This window comes from Ulvibacterium marinum (assembly GCF_003626755.1).
In the GTDB taxonomy this organism is placed as follows: domain Bacteria; phylum Bacteroidota; class Bacteroidia; order Flavobacteriales; family Flavobacteriaceae; genus Ulvibacterium; species Ulvibacterium marinum.
This window is the reverse complement of the sequence record NZ_RBCJ01000002.1, coordinates 1033685-1047223: the sequence shown is the minus strand read 5'-3', so window position 1 is coordinate 1047223 and position 13539 is coordinate 1033685. Positions and strand designations below refer to the sequence as shown.

At 41.1% G+C, this 13539-nt stretch carries 16 protein-coding genes; 11 read left to right on the top strand and 5 right to left on the bottom strand.

Translation table 11 applies throughout. The features are described from left to right. The first annotated feature begins 2 nt into the window (after positions 1 to 2). Positions 3 to 1421: a DUF5074 domain-containing protein gene (locus D7Z94_RS11810; RefSeq protein WP_158594626.1), complete on the top strand. Its 1419-nt coding sequence runs from the start codon at positions 3 to 5 to the stop codon at positions 1419 to 1421. A gap of 102 nt (positions 1422 to 1523) precedes the next feature. On the opposite strand, the gene D7Z94_RS11805 is transcribed toward D7Z94_RS11810, so the two are convergent. Both D7Z94_RS11805 and D7Z94_RS11800 read right to left on the bottom strand, forming a co-directional pair. Next, positions 1524 to 3068 (bottom strand): S41 family peptidase, encoded by a 1545-nt coding sequence (locus D7Z94_RS11805; RefSeq protein ID WP_120712046.1) that lies wholly within the window; start codon positions 3066 to 3068, stop codon positions 1524 to 1526. Positions 3069 to 3087: 19 nt separating this feature from the next. Next, a complete protein-coding gene (locus D7Z94_RS11800) occupies positions 3088 to 4599 on the bottom strand; it encodes a S41 family peptidase (protein WP_120711738.1) in 1512 nt (503 codons plus the stop codon). A gap of 226 nt (positions 4600 to 4825) precedes the next feature. Here D7Z94_RS11800 and D7Z94_RS11795 point away from each other — a divergent pair, with 226 nt between their 5' ends. The 6 genes from D7Z94_RS11795 (at position 4826) to D7Z94_RS11770 (ending at position 8478) form a co-directional block, all read left to right on the top strand. Further along, positions 4826 to 5335 (top strand): RNA polymerase sigma factor, encoded by a 510-nt coding sequence (locus D7Z94_RS11795; RefSeq protein ID WP_120711737.1) that lies wholly within the window; start codon positions 4826 to 4828, stop codon positions 5333 to 5335. Continuing rightward, positions 5322 to 5753, top strand: coding sequence for a hypothetical protein (locus tag D7Z94_RS11790; RefSeq protein ID WP_120711736.1), 432 nt, complete (start codon positions 5322 to 5324; stop codon positions 5751 to 5753). Before D7Z94_RS11795 ends, D7Z94_RS11790 begins: the two co-directional genes overlap by 14 nt. A gap of 10 nt (positions 5754 to 5763) precedes the next feature. After that, the gene (locus D7Z94_RS11785; protein ID WP_120711735.1) at positions 5764 to 6330 is read left to right on the top strand and encodes a DUF4252 domain-containing protein; all 567 of its coding nucleotides are present in this window, start codon (positions 5764 to 5766) and stop codon (positions 6328 to 6330) included. A 31-nt stretch (positions 6331 to 6361) separates the two neighbouring features. After that, entirely contained in the window at positions 6362 to 6904 is a 543-nt protein-coding gene (locus D7Z94_RS11780) for a DUF4252 domain-containing protein (protein WP_120711734.1), read from the top strand. Between the two features lie 50 nt (positions 6905 to 6954). Then, positions 6955 to 7494 (top strand): DUF4252 domain-containing protein, encoded by a 540-nt coding sequence (locus D7Z94_RS11775; protein WP_120711733.1) that lies wholly within the window; start codon positions 6955 to 6957, stop codon positions 7492 to 7494. A 168-nt stretch (positions 7495 to 7662) separates the two neighbouring features. After that, the gene (locus tag D7Z94_RS11770; RefSeq protein ID WP_120711732.1) at positions 7663 to 8478 is read left to right on the top strand and encodes a mechanosensitive ion channel family protein; all 816 of its coding nucleotides are present in this window, start codon (positions 7663 to 7665) and stop codon (positions 8476 to 8478) included. Between the two features lie 58 nt (positions 8479 to 8536). Here the strand turns inward: D7Z94_RS11770 and purB are convergent, their stop codons facing one another. Both purB and D7Z94_RS11760 read right to left on the bottom strand, forming a co-directional pair. Further along, positions 8537 to 9880 carry an adenylosuccinate lyase gene (purB, locus tag D7Z94_RS11765; RefSeq protein WP_120711731.1) on the bottom strand — a complete coding sequence of 448 codons (1344 nt, stop codon included), beginning with the start codon at positions 9878 to 9880 and terminating at the stop codon, positions 8537 to 8539. Between the two features lie 164 nt (positions 9881 to 10044). Further along, positions 10045 to 10605 carry an adenylosuccinate lyase gene (locus D7Z94_RS11760; protein WP_120712045.1) on the bottom strand — a complete coding sequence of 187 codons (561 nt, stop codon included), beginning with the start codon at positions 10603 to 10605 and terminating at the stop codon, positions 10045 to 10047. A gap of 37 nt (positions 10606 to 10642) precedes the next feature. On the opposite strand from D7Z94_RS11760, the gene D7Z94_RS11755 reads away from it, so the two are divergent. Then, positions 10643 to 11116, top strand: coding sequence for a heme-binding domain-containing protein (locus D7Z94_RS11755; protein WP_120711730.1), 474 nt, complete (start codon positions 10643 to 10645; stop codon positions 11114 to 11116). Here D7Z94_RS11755 and D7Z94_RS11750 read toward each other — a convergent pair. Next, the gene (locus D7Z94_RS11750) at positions 11079 to 11774 is read right to left on the bottom strand and encodes an SIR2 family NAD-dependent protein deacylase (RefSeq protein WP_120711729.1); all 696 of its coding nucleotides are present in this window, start codon (positions 11772 to 11774) and stop codon (positions 11079 to 11081) included. The genes D7Z94_RS11755 and D7Z94_RS11750 overlap by 38 nt on opposite strands. A gap of 35 nt (positions 11775 to 11809) precedes the next feature. Between D7Z94_RS11750 and D7Z94_RS11745 the strand changes: the two genes are divergently transcribed. Genes D7Z94_RS11745 through D7Z94_RS11735 form a run of 3 tightly spaced genes read left to right on the top strand, consistent with a single transcriptional unit; the run spans position 11810 to position 13418 of the window. After that, the gene (locus D7Z94_RS11745; RefSeq protein ID WP_120711728.1) at positions 11810 to 12460 is read left to right on the top strand and encodes a TrmH family RNA methyltransferase; all 651 of its coding nucleotides are present in this window, start codon (positions 11810 to 11812) and stop codon (positions 12458 to 12460) included. Between the two features lie 50 nt (positions 12461 to 12510). After that, a complete protein-coding gene (locus tag D7Z94_RS11740; RefSeq protein ID WP_120711727.1) occupies positions 12511 to 13035 on the top strand; it encodes an SRPBCC family protein in 525 nt (174 codons plus the stop codon). After that, a complete protein-coding gene (locus D7Z94_RS11735) occupies positions 13032 to 13418 on the top strand; it encodes a VOC family protein (RefSeq protein ID WP_317125778.1) in 387 nt (128 codons plus the stop codon). The genes D7Z94_RS11740 and D7Z94_RS11735 overlap by 4 nt, the downstream gene beginning before the upstream one ends. Positions 13419 to 13539: the final 121 nt, after the last annotated feature.

The following is a 13539-nucleotide window of genomic DNA, read 5'->3' as shown; positions in this document are numbered from 1 at the left end:
TGATGAAAAAAAGCAGATTCTTTATGATTACGGCCATGGCCGGATTGTTGTTTACCTCATGTAGTGACGATGACAACGATACACCTTTTGCACCTGGAGTGGGAATTTCGGTTTCCGGAGATACGTTTTCCGAAGCGGAAGGCCCCGTTACTCTTACCTTTACATCTACCGAGGCCTTTGGCACCGATGTGGTATTGACTTATGAAGTCACCGGTAGTGCAACTTCCGGTGAGGACTTTGGAGCCTTGCCCGGAACGCTTACACTTGCCACGGGGGAGACTTCGACGACATTGGAATTGACACTTAACGATGATGATGAGGTGGAATCCAGTGAGGCGATAATCATAACCTTGACGGCCGTGGATGGAGGGACGGATTTTATCGGTTCTGCAAATTCTCTGACCCTAACACTTACGGACAATGATTCCTTCCCTTTTGAAAATGGGATTCTGGTCCTGCATGAAGGGAATTTTGGAGCTGGAAATGCTTCGGTATCATTTGTTAACGATGATTTATCCTTGGTTCAGAATGGTATCTTCAAAGAGGTCAATGAAGTGGACGCCTGGGGAGATACGGCGCAAAGCATGACCTTCAACGGTGATATGGCCTATATTGTGGTGAACAATTCACAAAAAATCGAGGTTGTCGACCGTTATACCTTTGAATCGGTGGGTACAATCGGAGGGCCAGGCGAGACGGACTTTTTGAATCCCCGTTATATGGCAGTTGCCAACGGAAAGGGTTACGTAACCAACTGGGGGGACGGATCCAACCCAGATGACGATTTTGTGGCGGTGCTGAACCTGGACAACAACACCGTAGAATCGACGATTGCAGTAGCTGAAGGTCCGGAAAGGATATTGGCAAAAGATGATGTATTGTATGTAGCTCATCAGGGTGGTTTTGGCCAAAACAATATTGTTTCCGTAATAGACGCAGTTACTAATGCGGTAACAACAACCATTACCGTAGCCGATCGGCCCAACTCCATGCAATTGGTAAACGATGAACTTTGGGTGCTCTCGGGGGGAAATCCCGCTTGGACCGGTAATGAAACCGCAGGACAGTTGGATAAGGTAAATACCACTTCCAACACGGTGGAAACTACCCTCACTTTTGCCCAAACGGAACATCCTGGTTTTTTATCCCAGAACGACGATAATCTGTATTATTACATGTCCAGCAGTATCTTTTCCATGGGCGTAACCGATACGGCACTTCCTACTGCAGCGGATATTACCGATTTGAACTTTTACGACATGAGCATTAACGAAGGTAAATTGTTCGGAGTGGATGCCAAGAACTTTTTGAGCAATGGCTCGTTGGAAGTTTATGACCTTGGAGACAATTCGTTATTGACCTCTGAGGAGGTTTCCATAATTCCTACCGGGGTCTATTTCAACGGGGATTTTGATTTTTAACTTTAGAAGTATCCCGGAAAAGAATAGGGTACTGAGTTAAAATTGCGAAACAAAAAACGGCTTGTTTTTAACAAGCCGTTTTTTGTTATTACAAACCCAAAACTACTCCAAAAGGGACAAATCCAATTTTGGAACATCATCCACATACATATTGTCCTTAATGGGAGTGAACATTTTGGAACTGGTCATCACATTTGCCGGCATTTTCACGGAAAAACTTCGTTTTGATGTGGACCCCGTTATATCCTGAATGGCCCTTGCCAGCAGCGGTTCGTCTAAATCACCAAGCACCCCTAGATTGGCCAGGTCTTCCTGCAAGGCTATATCTGGGACCAGTCCAGCGGTATAGTCCGAAAAACCATCGGCATTCTCATTCCTACCAATAAGAGGCTGTATGGCCCATCGGTTACTGGGATTTATTTTATTTTCACGCTCAGGGGTATACACGTAGGGTGCTCCCGTATGATCCGGGTCATCGACCATGGTCACGGAAAACTCATTCTTTCCCCGGGTTGTCTCGCCAATTTGAACTACATCAATGTAGGGTGCAAGTCCGTTGATGACCAATTCACTCGCAGATGCCGTACTTCCCGAGGTCAAAATATATACCTTAGTAAAATTTAGCCTGTTTAGCGCCGAACCATCACTTGACTTGTCCGTAAAATTGCGTTCCAGATCTTCGGCATTGAACAAGGGTTGTAGCCTATCATTATACCTCGCCCTTAGGAATAGGTCACTGGTGTTTGTGCCATAGATCATACTGGAAAGCAAGCGAGCCGTATTTACGGAGCCCCCAGGATTATAGCGTAAATCGAGTACTAGATTGGTAATTCCAGCGGACCTTAATTCCCCGATGGCATTGTTCAAGTCTTCATCATATTCATTGGTAAAACCATTGTACATGAGGTATCCGATTTTTTCCCCGCTTATATCGAAAGAACGGGTTAGAAAAACCGGATTTTCGGCAAGGTTTTCCTGTTTGGTCAAGGTAACCTCCTTGTCATTTGGGGTAACCACTTCACCATCTATATCCGCCATATTGAGGGTGTACGTATCATTGTCCCCAAATAATAAGTCAACATAATTGTCATTGTTCAATATCTGGCCATCTACCCCGGTAAAGAGTTCTCCGCGACTAATATCTTTGGTAGCAGCATCGGAATTGGGTACTATATAGCGGACATATCCAAAAATATCATCATTATCCGAAAAACTTATTAAGCCGAACTCCAAGCCGTTACTTCGTGATACACCTGCAAGGGATTTGGTCAATGTCTCATAATCTTCAGCCCAGAAACTGAATCGATCCTGATTAAAGAGTAATTGCTGGTCGAAAAAATCAGCCGGGTTGTCTTCGGAGGCCAAAAACTCAGTATACATTTGTGAACCTTCGGCATCCAAGGCAAAGGCATCATCGGCCAAATTAGGTACTTCGGCCTGCCAGAAATACCAAAAATTCATAGCCTTCCACATAAAATTCTGTACCGTAATATCAGTTTCCACCAAACTCTGGTCTGCCTTGGCGGTCTTGGGGAGTACAAATCCTCCACTGCCATCGTCATTGTTACAGGAAACGCCTGAAAAGGCTGTTATTAAAAAAAGAAGTAGTTTAAGTTTCTTGCTCAAGGGGCGGGCATTATATTTCATACAATTATTTATTGGGGTCTTAATTGAAAGGTTCCAGTAAACCATCCATCAATGCTTTGTTGTTTGTAGGTTTAAACCAAATAGAATTTGAAAATACTTCCGCAGTAAATGCGGGTTGTAAACTTATTTTGGCACTCTCGCCGGAAATACGACTCAATGCCAATGCCAAGAGCGGTTCCGAAGGGTTTCCCAAAGTTCCCAAATTGGCAATATCTTCTTGCAGCTCAAAATCAGGGGATAGACCTGCCGTATAATCGGAAAAACCATCGGCATTTTCATTTCTGCCCAATAAGGGTTGAATGCCCCATTGGTTATCCGGATTTATAAATTCCTCCCGGTTGGGATCGTAGAAATTTCCATTTTCGGGGTCATCCACAAAGGTATTGGAAAACTCGTTTTTGCCTACGGTAGTTGTACCTATTTGTACAACATCAACATAAGGTTCCAGTCCATTGATGACCAATTCACTTGCAGAGGCCGTACCACCGGTGGTGATGATAAAGACTCTGGAAAGATTAAGTTCGTTAATAGCTGTACCTTCCAAGGTAGTAGCGGTAAAATTGTCCGGTTGACCGTTGCCCGGTTGCAATTTACTATTGAAACGTGGTCGTATAAATACTTCATCGGTCCTTGCACCATAAATAGAACTCGCAATTTGAATGGCAGAGGTAACACGACCACCTCCATTATACCTTAAGTCTAAAACAAGCTCGTTGACCCCTTGACTTTTGAAATCTCCAAAGACATTGTTCAATTGTTCGTCATAAGCAGCTAAAAACGAATTGTACATGATATAGCCAATTTTGTTGCTCGCTTGCTCAATTACCGTAGAGACCAGAATTGGATTTTCGGCAAAATTCTCGATTTTCGTCAGAGTTACTTCCTGGCCGTTATCGGTTATAGTATTATCAACAAGATCTGCCATATTTAATGTATAGGTATCCTCGCTGCCAAACAAAAGGTCTAGATAGTTGTTGAGATTCAAGTTTTGACCATTTACCCCTACAAATATATCACCTCTTTTAATATCCTTGGTAGAAGCATCGGAATCCAAGGCTACGTAGGTGACTACTCCATATATATCATTACTACCTTGGAATAGGTACAGCTGAAACTCCAGGCCATTACTTCTTGAAACACCCTGTAGGCTATTTACCAAATCCTTATAATTTTCCACGGCAACAGAAAAACGGTCTATGGCCGCATCCTCACCCACAATCGCCTCGTGATTGTTGCATATGTTGTAAAAAAAGTCTCCAGGATTTGCCTCCGAGGATAGGAACTCCACATAGGCCTCTAAATCATCGATTTTGGTATCCGCAAGATCGGGAACGTCGTCTTGCCAAAAATAATAGACGTTCATGGTTTGCCACATGAAATTTTGGGCTGGATAGTCTGCTAGGGACTTGGAACTTTCTGGAGATTGTTCCACCTGTTCCCCCATGTTTTCAGGGACAATGTTATCATCACTTTTTTTACAAGAGGCAAATACAAATAGCACTGCCCAAAGCAGGAACCGTATTCTTTTCATAGCTTTATTTCAAAACAAGTTTCCGCCCAATAATCATTCCAATGGTTATAACAAAGAATATTGGATTTATATTGTACGTTTACGAATAATATACGTAGTTATTTAGTTTACGGTTGCCCAAATTACTTACATATTGGGCAAAAATTTTTTTTGTAACAAAACTGGACGTAACTCGTCTTGCTATTGTAACCCGTTATGGCATAGTATTAGCAATAACCGAACCAAAATGCGACAATCGGAGTTTTTAAATGTGGTAATGCCATTTAAGGATAAGCTTTATAGGCTTGCCAAGCGCTTGTTGGTCTCTACCGAAGAGGCCGAGGATGCTACACAGGAAATTCTTTTGAAACTATGGTCAAAGAATGAAAAAATCGGGAGTTATAACAATGTGGAGGCCTTTGCTATGACAATGACAAAAAATTTCTGTTTAGATCGATTAAAGTCAAGACAGGCAGGGAATTTGAAGCTCGTCCATAGCAATTATGGAGAAACTAGTACCCCTTTGCAAAGACAGGTTGAGGCGAAGGATAGTGCTTCATGGGTACAGAAAATAATGGAAGAATTGCCGGAACAACAAAAAATGGTATTGCAGCTAAGGGATGTGGAAGAGTATGATTATGACGAGATTGCCGAAATGCTTGATATGAAACCCAGTACCGTAAGGGTAGCATTATCTAGGGCAAGGAAAACAGTAAGGGAAAAATTGATGAAAAAACATAGTTATGGAATTGGATAATATAGAAAAATTGTTGGAAAAATATTTTGAGGCTTCCACTACGGTAGCCGAGGAAGAGGCCCTAAAAATCTATTTTTCAAAAGGGAAGGTGGCACCACATCTTGAACAGTATGCCCCATTGTTCCAGTATTTTTCCAATGCCAAAAAAGAACGGTTTACCAGACAGGTTCCACTAAAACCTAGAAAAAACTACTACAAGTGGATTTCCGTTGCAGCAGTAGCAGTTCTTGCATTTGGCATCTATTTTGGCCCCGATCGCTATCGGGATTACCAAGAACAAAAAGAAGCGGAATTTGCCTATAAGGAAACTAGGAAGGCATTGGACCTTTTGGCCGAAAACTTTGGTCGCGGCACCAAAAAAATAGCTTATTTAAATCAGTTTGAAGAAACAAAACAAAAAATTTACAACAACAATTAAAATTAAGATCATGAATAGTAAAAAGTTTATTATAACAAGTTTAATAGCGGCTTTGCCCTTAATTGGATTTTCCCAGTCCCTATTTGATAAATATGAGGATTTGGACAACGTAAGCGCCGTAGTGGTAAACAAGAGTATGTTTAATCTCTTGGCTAAAATTGATGTAGAGGTAGATGATCCGGAAGCGCAGGAATTTATGGATATCGCCAAAAGTTTGAACAACCTTAAGGTCTTTATTACGGAAGATAATAACGTTTCCGCGGATATGAAGTCGTCGGTGGACAAATATTTGAAATCAGCTTCCATGGAAGAACTGATGCGTGTAAAAGATAAGGATACCAATGTGAAATTTTATATACGACCGGGAAAGGATGACGACCATGTTCGGGAACTTTTAATGTTCGTTACCGGTATAAAGGGCCGGGAAGAAATGAAAGGCGTAGACATCAATGGGCGACAGATAGAAACTGTACTGTTATCCTTGACTGGCGATATAGACCTTAACAAAATAGGTTCCCTTACTAATAAAATGAACCTTCCCGAGGAATTGAACAAGGCGGGAAAAAAAAGAAATTAATAGAATCATTCATCAATCAAAAACAATCATCATGAAACAAGTAGTTGTAGTATTTTTAATGGCCGTAACGCCTTTGTTGGGCTTTTCCCAATCGATCTTTGATAAGTATGAGGACATGGACAACGTAGGGTCCGTGGTTATCAACAAGGGATTGATTAATCTTGTAAGTTCAATAGATATAGATGATGGTGATCAAGAGGCCAAGGATTTTGTTGATGTTGCCAGGGGCCTTGATGGTATAAAGGTCTTTATTACCGAAGATAAGGGAGTCTCAACGGATATGCACAACACCATAAGGAAGTATGTAAAATCCTCCTCACTGGAAGAATTGATGCGGGTAAAGGATAAAGATGCCAATGTGAAATTTTATATCAAAAATGGAAAGAACGATGATCATGTATATGAACTGTTGATGTTTGTCCAAGGTATCAATGATTCCCATATAGGCATAGATGGCAGGAAATTCGAATCTATTTTGGTGTCACTTACAGGTGATATTGATTTGAATAAAGTAAGTGCCCTTACCAAGAAAATGAATCTTCCGGACGAATTGAACAAAGTAGGTAATAAGTAAAGAAATCAAAGAACCGTAGGCCAACGCTATGGCCATTTAAACTAATACATATGAAAATCACAAAATCAATTTTTGTACTATCACTTTTCTTAAGTTTGGCGGCTTGTTCGTCCAATCAAAGCCTTCAAGAATATTATGTGGACAATGCGGATAACCCTAATTTTTTATCAGTGGACCTTCCAGTGAGTCTTTTAAATGTAGAAAAGGCGGAGTTGAACTCTGAGGAACGAGAAGCACTGGAAACTTTGAGGAAGATGAATATTCTAGCATTCAAAAAGACCCCTGAGAACGCATCGGATTACACCTTGGAAAAAGCAAACGTAAAGGCTATTCTTAGTAATAGTAAGTTCACGGAATTAATGAAGGTGAATACGAGTTATGGCAGGGGTACGGTAAAGTATCTTGGCGACGAAGATGCCATTGATGAAGTGGTTATTTATGGGGATAGTGATGACAAGGGATTTATGTTGGTCCGTATCTTAGGGAAAAATATGAATCCGGCGAAGTTGGTACAGTTTATACAAGCTCTTGAAAAATCTGATTACAGGGGCGAAGGCCTTGCAGATATAGGCTCTTTTTTTAAAGACTGATTTAATTATCAATACTAAAAACACTGAATAAAAACCGCTTTGGGATTTCCCAAAGCGGTTTTTATTTGTACAGGCTTGAGTCTATTTTGGTAGTTAATAAAAGCGTTTCCTTTTCAGGACTAAATTGCTATATTGAGCACTATTAACACTAACTAAAATTATACCGTTATGGAAGAAGCTGAAGTTTGGATGAACAAAGGAATAGACTTTGTCATCCAATATGGCCCCAAAGTATTGGGCGCTATTTTAATTTACATTGTCGGTTCTTGGATTATCAAGAAGATAATTGGGACTACCCGTAAAGTAATGAGCAAAAGTAGTTATGACGAGTCCCTTCAACGCTTTTTGTTGAATATGGCTTCGTGGGCGTTGAAGGTACTACTTATTATTATCGTTATTTCTACACTTGGTGTCGATGTCACTACCTTTGCTGCCGTTATCGCTGCGGCCGGTTTAGCGGTAGGTTTGGCACTTCAAGGATCACTTTCCAATTTTGCAGGGGGCGTTCTGATTATGATATTTAAGCCATATCGCATAGGTGACCTTATAGAGGCCCAAGGTGTTTTGGGGGTGGTAAAGGAAATAGAAATTTTCACTACAAAACTGACTACGCCAGAAAACAAATTGGCAATCGTTCCTAACGGAGCCATGGCCAATGGGAACATCATTAACTATACCGAGGAAGGAAAGATTCGGGTGGATACCGTTGTTGGGATAGGTTATGGTGAGGACATTAAAAAGACCAAGGAGGTCCTTATGGAAGTGCTTACCTCAAACCCTAAGGTGTTGCCAGAACCGGCTCCTTCGGTGAACGTAATGGAACTAGCGGACAGTTCTGTCAATTTTGCCGTTAGGCCTTTTTGCAAGCCAGAGGATTATTGGGATGTATATTTCGCAACTTATGAGGGTGCTAAATTGGCTCTTGATGCCGCAGGCATTGAAATTCCATATCCACATTCCGTTGAGATTCACAAGGAAGGCTGACACCTATTTGGATACTATTATTGCACAAAATCTGTCCGTTTTAAGCGGGCAGATTTTTTTATATCCCTGTGTAATTACTTGGTGTAATGGCCTTTAATTCATTTTTAATGGCATCGGAAATTTCTAGCGTATCTATAAATTTGGCAATGGATTCCTGATTGATTTTTTCATTGGTTCGGGTCAATCCTTTTAATGCCTCATAGGGATTGGGATAGGCTTCACGACGCAAGATAGTTTGAATAGCTTCCGCGACCACTGCCCAATTATTCTCTAGATCCTCTCCAAATTTGTCCTCGTTGAGCAGTAACTTGTTCAATCCCTTTAATGTGGATTGAAAAGCCAAGACGGTATGCGCAAAAGGCACTCCAATATTTCTGAGAACGGTACTGTCCGTTAAATCGCGCTGTAACCTGGATACGGGAAGTTTTGCCGACAGATGCTCAAAAAGAGCGTTGGCAATGCCCAAGTTACCTTCCGAATTCTCAAAATCGATTGGATTTACCTTGTGAGGCATAGCTGAAGATCCAACTTCCCCAGCCTTAATTTTCTGCTTGAAATAGTCCATGGAAACATACGTCCAAAAATCCCGGTCCAAATCCAGGAGAATGGTATTGATACGCTTCAAAGTATCAAAAAGGGCGGCCATATGGTCATAATGCTCTATTTGTGTAGTGGGGAAGGAATGGTGTAGTCCGAGTTTTTCCTGAACGAATTCCTTTCCGAATAGCTTCCAATCCAAATCTGGGTATGCCACTTTATGCGCATTATAATTTCCCGTCGCCCCTCCAAATTTGGAAGCACTGGGAATGTCGTTAAGAAGGTTAAACTGTTCCTTTAATCGCTCCACATAGACAGCTATCTCCTTTCCAAGTCGGGTAGGTGAGGCGGGCTGCCCATGGGTACGGGCCAGCATTGGGATTGCCTTCCATTCTTCCGCCAGTTCTTGTAACTTTTCAAAAACTTCAAGGTATCGGGGTACATATACTTCGTTTAGGGCCTCCTTTAAGGATAAAGGAATGGCCGTGTTATTGATATCTTGGGAAGTGAGACCAAAATGGATGAACTCCTTATACTTTTCCAATCCAAGCGTGTCAAATTCTTTTTTGATGAAATATTCAACGGCCTTTACATCATGATTGGTGACTTTTTCTATCTCTTTAATATCGTTCGCATGTGTAGTGTCAAAATTTTGATAAATTTCCCTGAGCCTAGCAAATTTTGTAGGGTCAAACGATTCCAATTGCGGTAGAGGAATCTCACAAAGCGCAATGAAATATTCAATCTCTACCCGAACACGGTACTTTATCAGGGCTTCTTCAGAAAAAAAGTTGGCCAAAGCATCTGTTTTGGTCCTATACCTGCCGTCTATGGGCGAAATTGCATTTAATGGATTCAAGGACATGAATTCTAAAATTGGTGGGTTAAAGCAAGTTGCAAAGATACTTATAAGCGGGGGAGTTTAAAAGCTTATCCTCCATAAGTTAAGCTTTCCAAGTGTCTGCTTTTAAATCGTGATGGGTTGAAGCTTGGAAGTCCATTTTCTAAAGAAATAGTTTTTGGGACTTCCTATTTTATTTTTGCCAATATCATTCTGGCTCGGGCCTTGTACGCCGCACTGCCTTCCGCATAGTTCTGCTCCAACACCATTTTTAACTCGGGATGTATCCAATCGAATTTTCGTCCTAGCAAGAGCAAGGATGTCATAGAGTAGGCCTTTGCAGCTACTTTGTAATCTCCTATGAGCCAATCAAAACAAGCAGCGGCGATTGCTTCCAAATGCTTCTCCCGTAACGCTTTTTGCGCTTCGTTTTTCGTTTTTGAAAAGTAGGCCTTTGCCAGGAATTCACATATTTTGGCCAGAGGCCTTACCGAAGAGTCCAAGCGGACATCACTCATATTCGAAGTTAAAAAGTCGAGATGAGGATAAATGTAATGCAGTTTTTTTTTAAGCGTATACTCTAGGACCCAGGAAGCCCGATTGGAAATGGGATCTTTTTCTTCAAAAACAATTTCAAGAAGTGGGTGAATCAAATCTGGATTGTCCAAAATCAGCGAAGCCATTTGGGTACGCTTTTCTCTTGTGGCATCCACATAATTTAAAGATTGATATAATTCCGTTTTGGTCACAAAAATTGTATTTTCACCTTGCCTCAAATATAAAATCATGAAAACAGTAAAAAAAATTTCTTTAGCGCTATTGGCGATTTTAATAGCCATCCAGTTTTTTAGGCCGGAAAAGAACTTAGCACATGGCAATCACACTGAAATTTTTCTAGCAGAGACCAACCCCGCGCCGGAATTAAGGATTGTATTGGAAGAAACCTGCTATGACTGCCATAGCAACAATACCGTATATCCTTGGTACAATAACGTTGCTCCAATTTCATTTTGGTTGGCCAATCATGTGAAGGATGGCAAAAAACATTTGAATTTTTCTGCTTGGGATGATTATTCCGTCAAAAAGAAGGACCATAAACTAGAAGAGGTAATTGAGATGATAGAGAATGACGAAATGCCGTTAAAAGAATATACCTGGACTCACGAAAATGCAAGATTGACCAACGAGCAACGCGAGTCTATAATCGCATGGGCTAAAAAGACTAGGTTATTGTATCAATTAAACGAGATACCGCAATAGGCACTCCTACCGAAGCCTTTTCTGCTAAAACTACCAGATTTTCATGATTGTTCGACGCTAGGTTAGGCTTTGGATCAATGAAGTAAATGGGTATTCCGTCTGGGGTGTACTGTATTAATCCCGCTGCCGGATATACTTGCATGGAAGTTCCGATTATAAGCAATGCGTCGGCATTTTGGGTGATTTCGATGGCCTTCTCTATCATAGGCACCTGTTCCCCAAACCATACGATATGGGGGCGCAATTGATGGCCATCCTCACATACATCACCCCAGTTCAAATCCTTTTTCCAATCTAGAATCAGGTTTTGGTTTCCTGTACTTCGTACTTTGAATAATTCTCCATGCAAATGCACCACATCAGTGCTTCCCGCCCTTTCATGCAAATCGTCTATGTTCTGGGTAATGATCGTTGTTTTAAAATGTGCCTCCAAATTTGCCAATGCCATATGCGCCTCATTGGGGGACACCTCTAAAAGTTGTCTACGTCTTTGGTTATAGAAATCCAATACCAATTTCGGGTTGCTGGCAAAGCCATTTGGGGATGCCACCTCCATAACATCGTGCCCTTCCCATAGGCCATCTGCATCACGGAATGTTTTGATACCGCTTTCGGCACTTACACCTGCCCCGGTCAAGACGACTACTTTTTTCCTCATCGTTTTAAAAATAAGGTTTTTATTATATTCGGCATATGACAGACCCAAAACTTTTAACGTATTTGGAGGGGTTTATTAGTCCTGAGCGCAAGAATCGATTCTTGGAGATTTTGGAAAAGCGCACCAAGTATGTTACCGTTGCCATCGAGGACGTATTCCAGTTCCACAATACAAGTGCAATAATTCGTAGCTGTGAGGTTTTCGGGATACAAGAGGCCCATGTTATCGAAAGTCGCTTTGGAAAACGATTGGACAAGAATATTGCCATGGGAGCGCAGCAATGGGTAGATGTACATCGTTATGATGATTCCAAGGATTGCCTGGCTAGGTTAAAAGGAGACGGTTACCAAATTATTGCCACAACACCTCATATAGATTCCTGTTTATTGCAAGATTTCCAAATTAATACTAAGCTCGCACTATTCTTCGGTACCGAAAAGGAAGGGCTTAGCAATGAGGTTATCCATGCAGCAGATGGGTTTTTGAAAATACCTATGGTCGGATTTACTGAAAGTCTAAATGTTTCGGTATCCGCCGCGATATTGCTTCAAGTCCTTACCGAAAAGTTAAGAAAATCAAAGCTTTCCTGGCAATTGACGGAAAAGGAAAAATTGGAAAAACGATTGGACTGGACCAAAAAGTCTATTAAAAGCATAGAGGAAATATTAAAAAGATACCATAGCTAGAATTGATTTTTTTCTTACATTGTTCCAATAACTAACTAATAATTAAGCAAATGACTATTATACTTTACATTCTAGCGGGAATCATTTTATTACTTTTAGTATTGGCATTATTGGCACCAAAGACCTATGATGTTTCCAGATCAATCAATATTTCCAGGCCAAAAGGAGAAGTTTTTGAATACCTAAGATCGTTGAAAAAGATGGATGAGTGGTCTCCATGGGCAAAGAAAGATCCCAATATGGAGAAGAAATTCACGGGAACGGATGGAGAAGTTGGAGCAACGAGTTATTGGAACGGCAATAAAGATGTGGGGGAAGGAGAACAGGAAATTACCAAAATTGTAGAAGGTGAGCGAGTAGAATCCGAGCTACGTTTTTTAAAGCCATGGAAATCCACCTCGGATTGTTATATGGAGGTCAAGGGTGGAGATGGGCAAACCAAAGTTACCTGGGGATTTACTGGTAAAAACAAGTTTCCTATGAGTATTATGATGTTGTTTATGAGCATGGACAAAATGGTAGGAAAGGATTTTGAAGAGGGGCTTGCTACCCTGAAGTCAAATCTCGAAAAATGAAAGGTATGGATTACAATATGGTAGGGTGGTTTGAAATACCCGTGACCAACATGGAGCGGGCCAAGAAATTTTATGAGACGGTCTTTGATATCACAATTTCCGTCCATGACCTGGATGGATTTATAATGGGGTGGTTTCCAAATGCACCTAATAAGCCCGGGGCGACAGGTTCTTTGGTCCAGCATGAAATGTATAATGCCAGCCCTACCCATGGGCCCTTAATTTATTTTTCGAGCGAAGATGTTGACATAGAACTCGCTAGGGTAGAAGGGGTAGGTGGTACAATTTTAAAGGGAAAAACAGAAATTGGAGACGGCCACGGCTTTATGGCCCTGGTAGAGGACACTGAAAACAATAGGATTGCTTTTCATTCCAGAAGCTGAACTTTTCTGGAATAGGCGTCAGAGATAGATATATTTGAATCCTTATTCAAAAATTATTAGGGTTCGCGTATCGTGATTTGTAACTCATTGACGGAAAAGGTACTATAGCAAATCAGTTAAA

Excerpts from the sequence above, each read along its gene's own strand:
- D7Z94_RS11810 (WP_158594626.1), top strand. The coding sequence starts at position 3 with ATGAAAAAAAGCAGATTCTTTATGATTACGGCCATGGCCGGATTGTTG.
- D7Z94_RS11805 (WP_120712046.1), bottom strand. The coding sequence starts at position 3,068 with ATGAAATATAATGCCCGCCCCTTGAGCAAGAAACTTAAACTACTTCTT.
- D7Z94_RS11800 (WP_120711738.1), bottom strand. The coding sequence starts at position 4,599 with ATGAAAAGAATACGGTTCCTGCTTTGGGCAGTGCTATTTGTATTTGCC.
- D7Z94_RS11795 (WP_120711737.1), top strand. The coding sequence starts at position 4,826 with ATGCGACAATCGGAGTTTTTAAATGTGGTAATGCCATTTAAGGATAAG.
- D7Z94_RS11790 (WP_120711736.1), top strand. The coding sequence starts at position 5,322 with ATGGAATTGGATAATATAGAAAAATTGTTGGAAAAATATTTTGAGGCT.
- D7Z94_RS11785 (WP_120711735.1), top strand. The coding sequence starts at position 5,764 with ATGAATAGTAAAAAGTTTATTATAACAAGTTTAATAGCGGCTTTGCCC.
- D7Z94_RS11780 (WP_120711734.1), top strand. The coding sequence starts at position 6,362 with ATGAAACAAGTAGTTGTAGTATTTTTAATGGCCGTAACGCCTTTGTTG.
- D7Z94_RS11775 (WP_120711733.1), top strand. The coding sequence starts at position 6,955 with ATGAAAATCACAAAATCAATTTTTGTACTATCACTTTTCTTAAGTTTG.
- D7Z94_RS11770 (WP_120711732.1), top strand. The coding sequence starts at position 7,663 with ATGGAAGAAGCTGAAGTTTGGATGAACAAAGGAATAGACTTTGTCATC.
- purB (WP_120711731.1), bottom strand. The coding sequence starts at position 9,880 with ATGTCCTTGAATCCATTAAATGCAATTTCGCCCATAGACGGCAGGTAT.
- D7Z94_RS11755 (WP_120711730.1), top strand. The coding sequence starts at position 10,643 with ATGAAAACAGTAAAAAAAATTTCTTTAGCGCTATTGGCGATTTTAATA.
- D7Z94_RS11750 (WP_120711729.1), bottom strand. The coding sequence starts at position 11,774 with ATGAGGAAAAAAGTAGTCGTCTTGACCGGGGCAGGTGTAAGTGCCGAA.
- D7Z94_RS11745 (WP_120711728.1), top strand. The coding sequence starts at position 11,810 with ATGACAGACCCAAAACTTTTAACGTATTTGGAGGGGTTTATTAGTCCT.
- D7Z94_RS11740 (WP_120711727.1), top strand. The coding sequence starts at position 12,511 with ATGACTATTATACTTTACATTCTAGCGGGAATCATTTTATTACTTTTA.
- D7Z94_RS11735 (WP_317125778.1), top strand. The coding sequence starts at position 13,032 with ATGAAAGGTATGGATTACAATATGGTAGGGTGGTTTGAAATACCCGTG.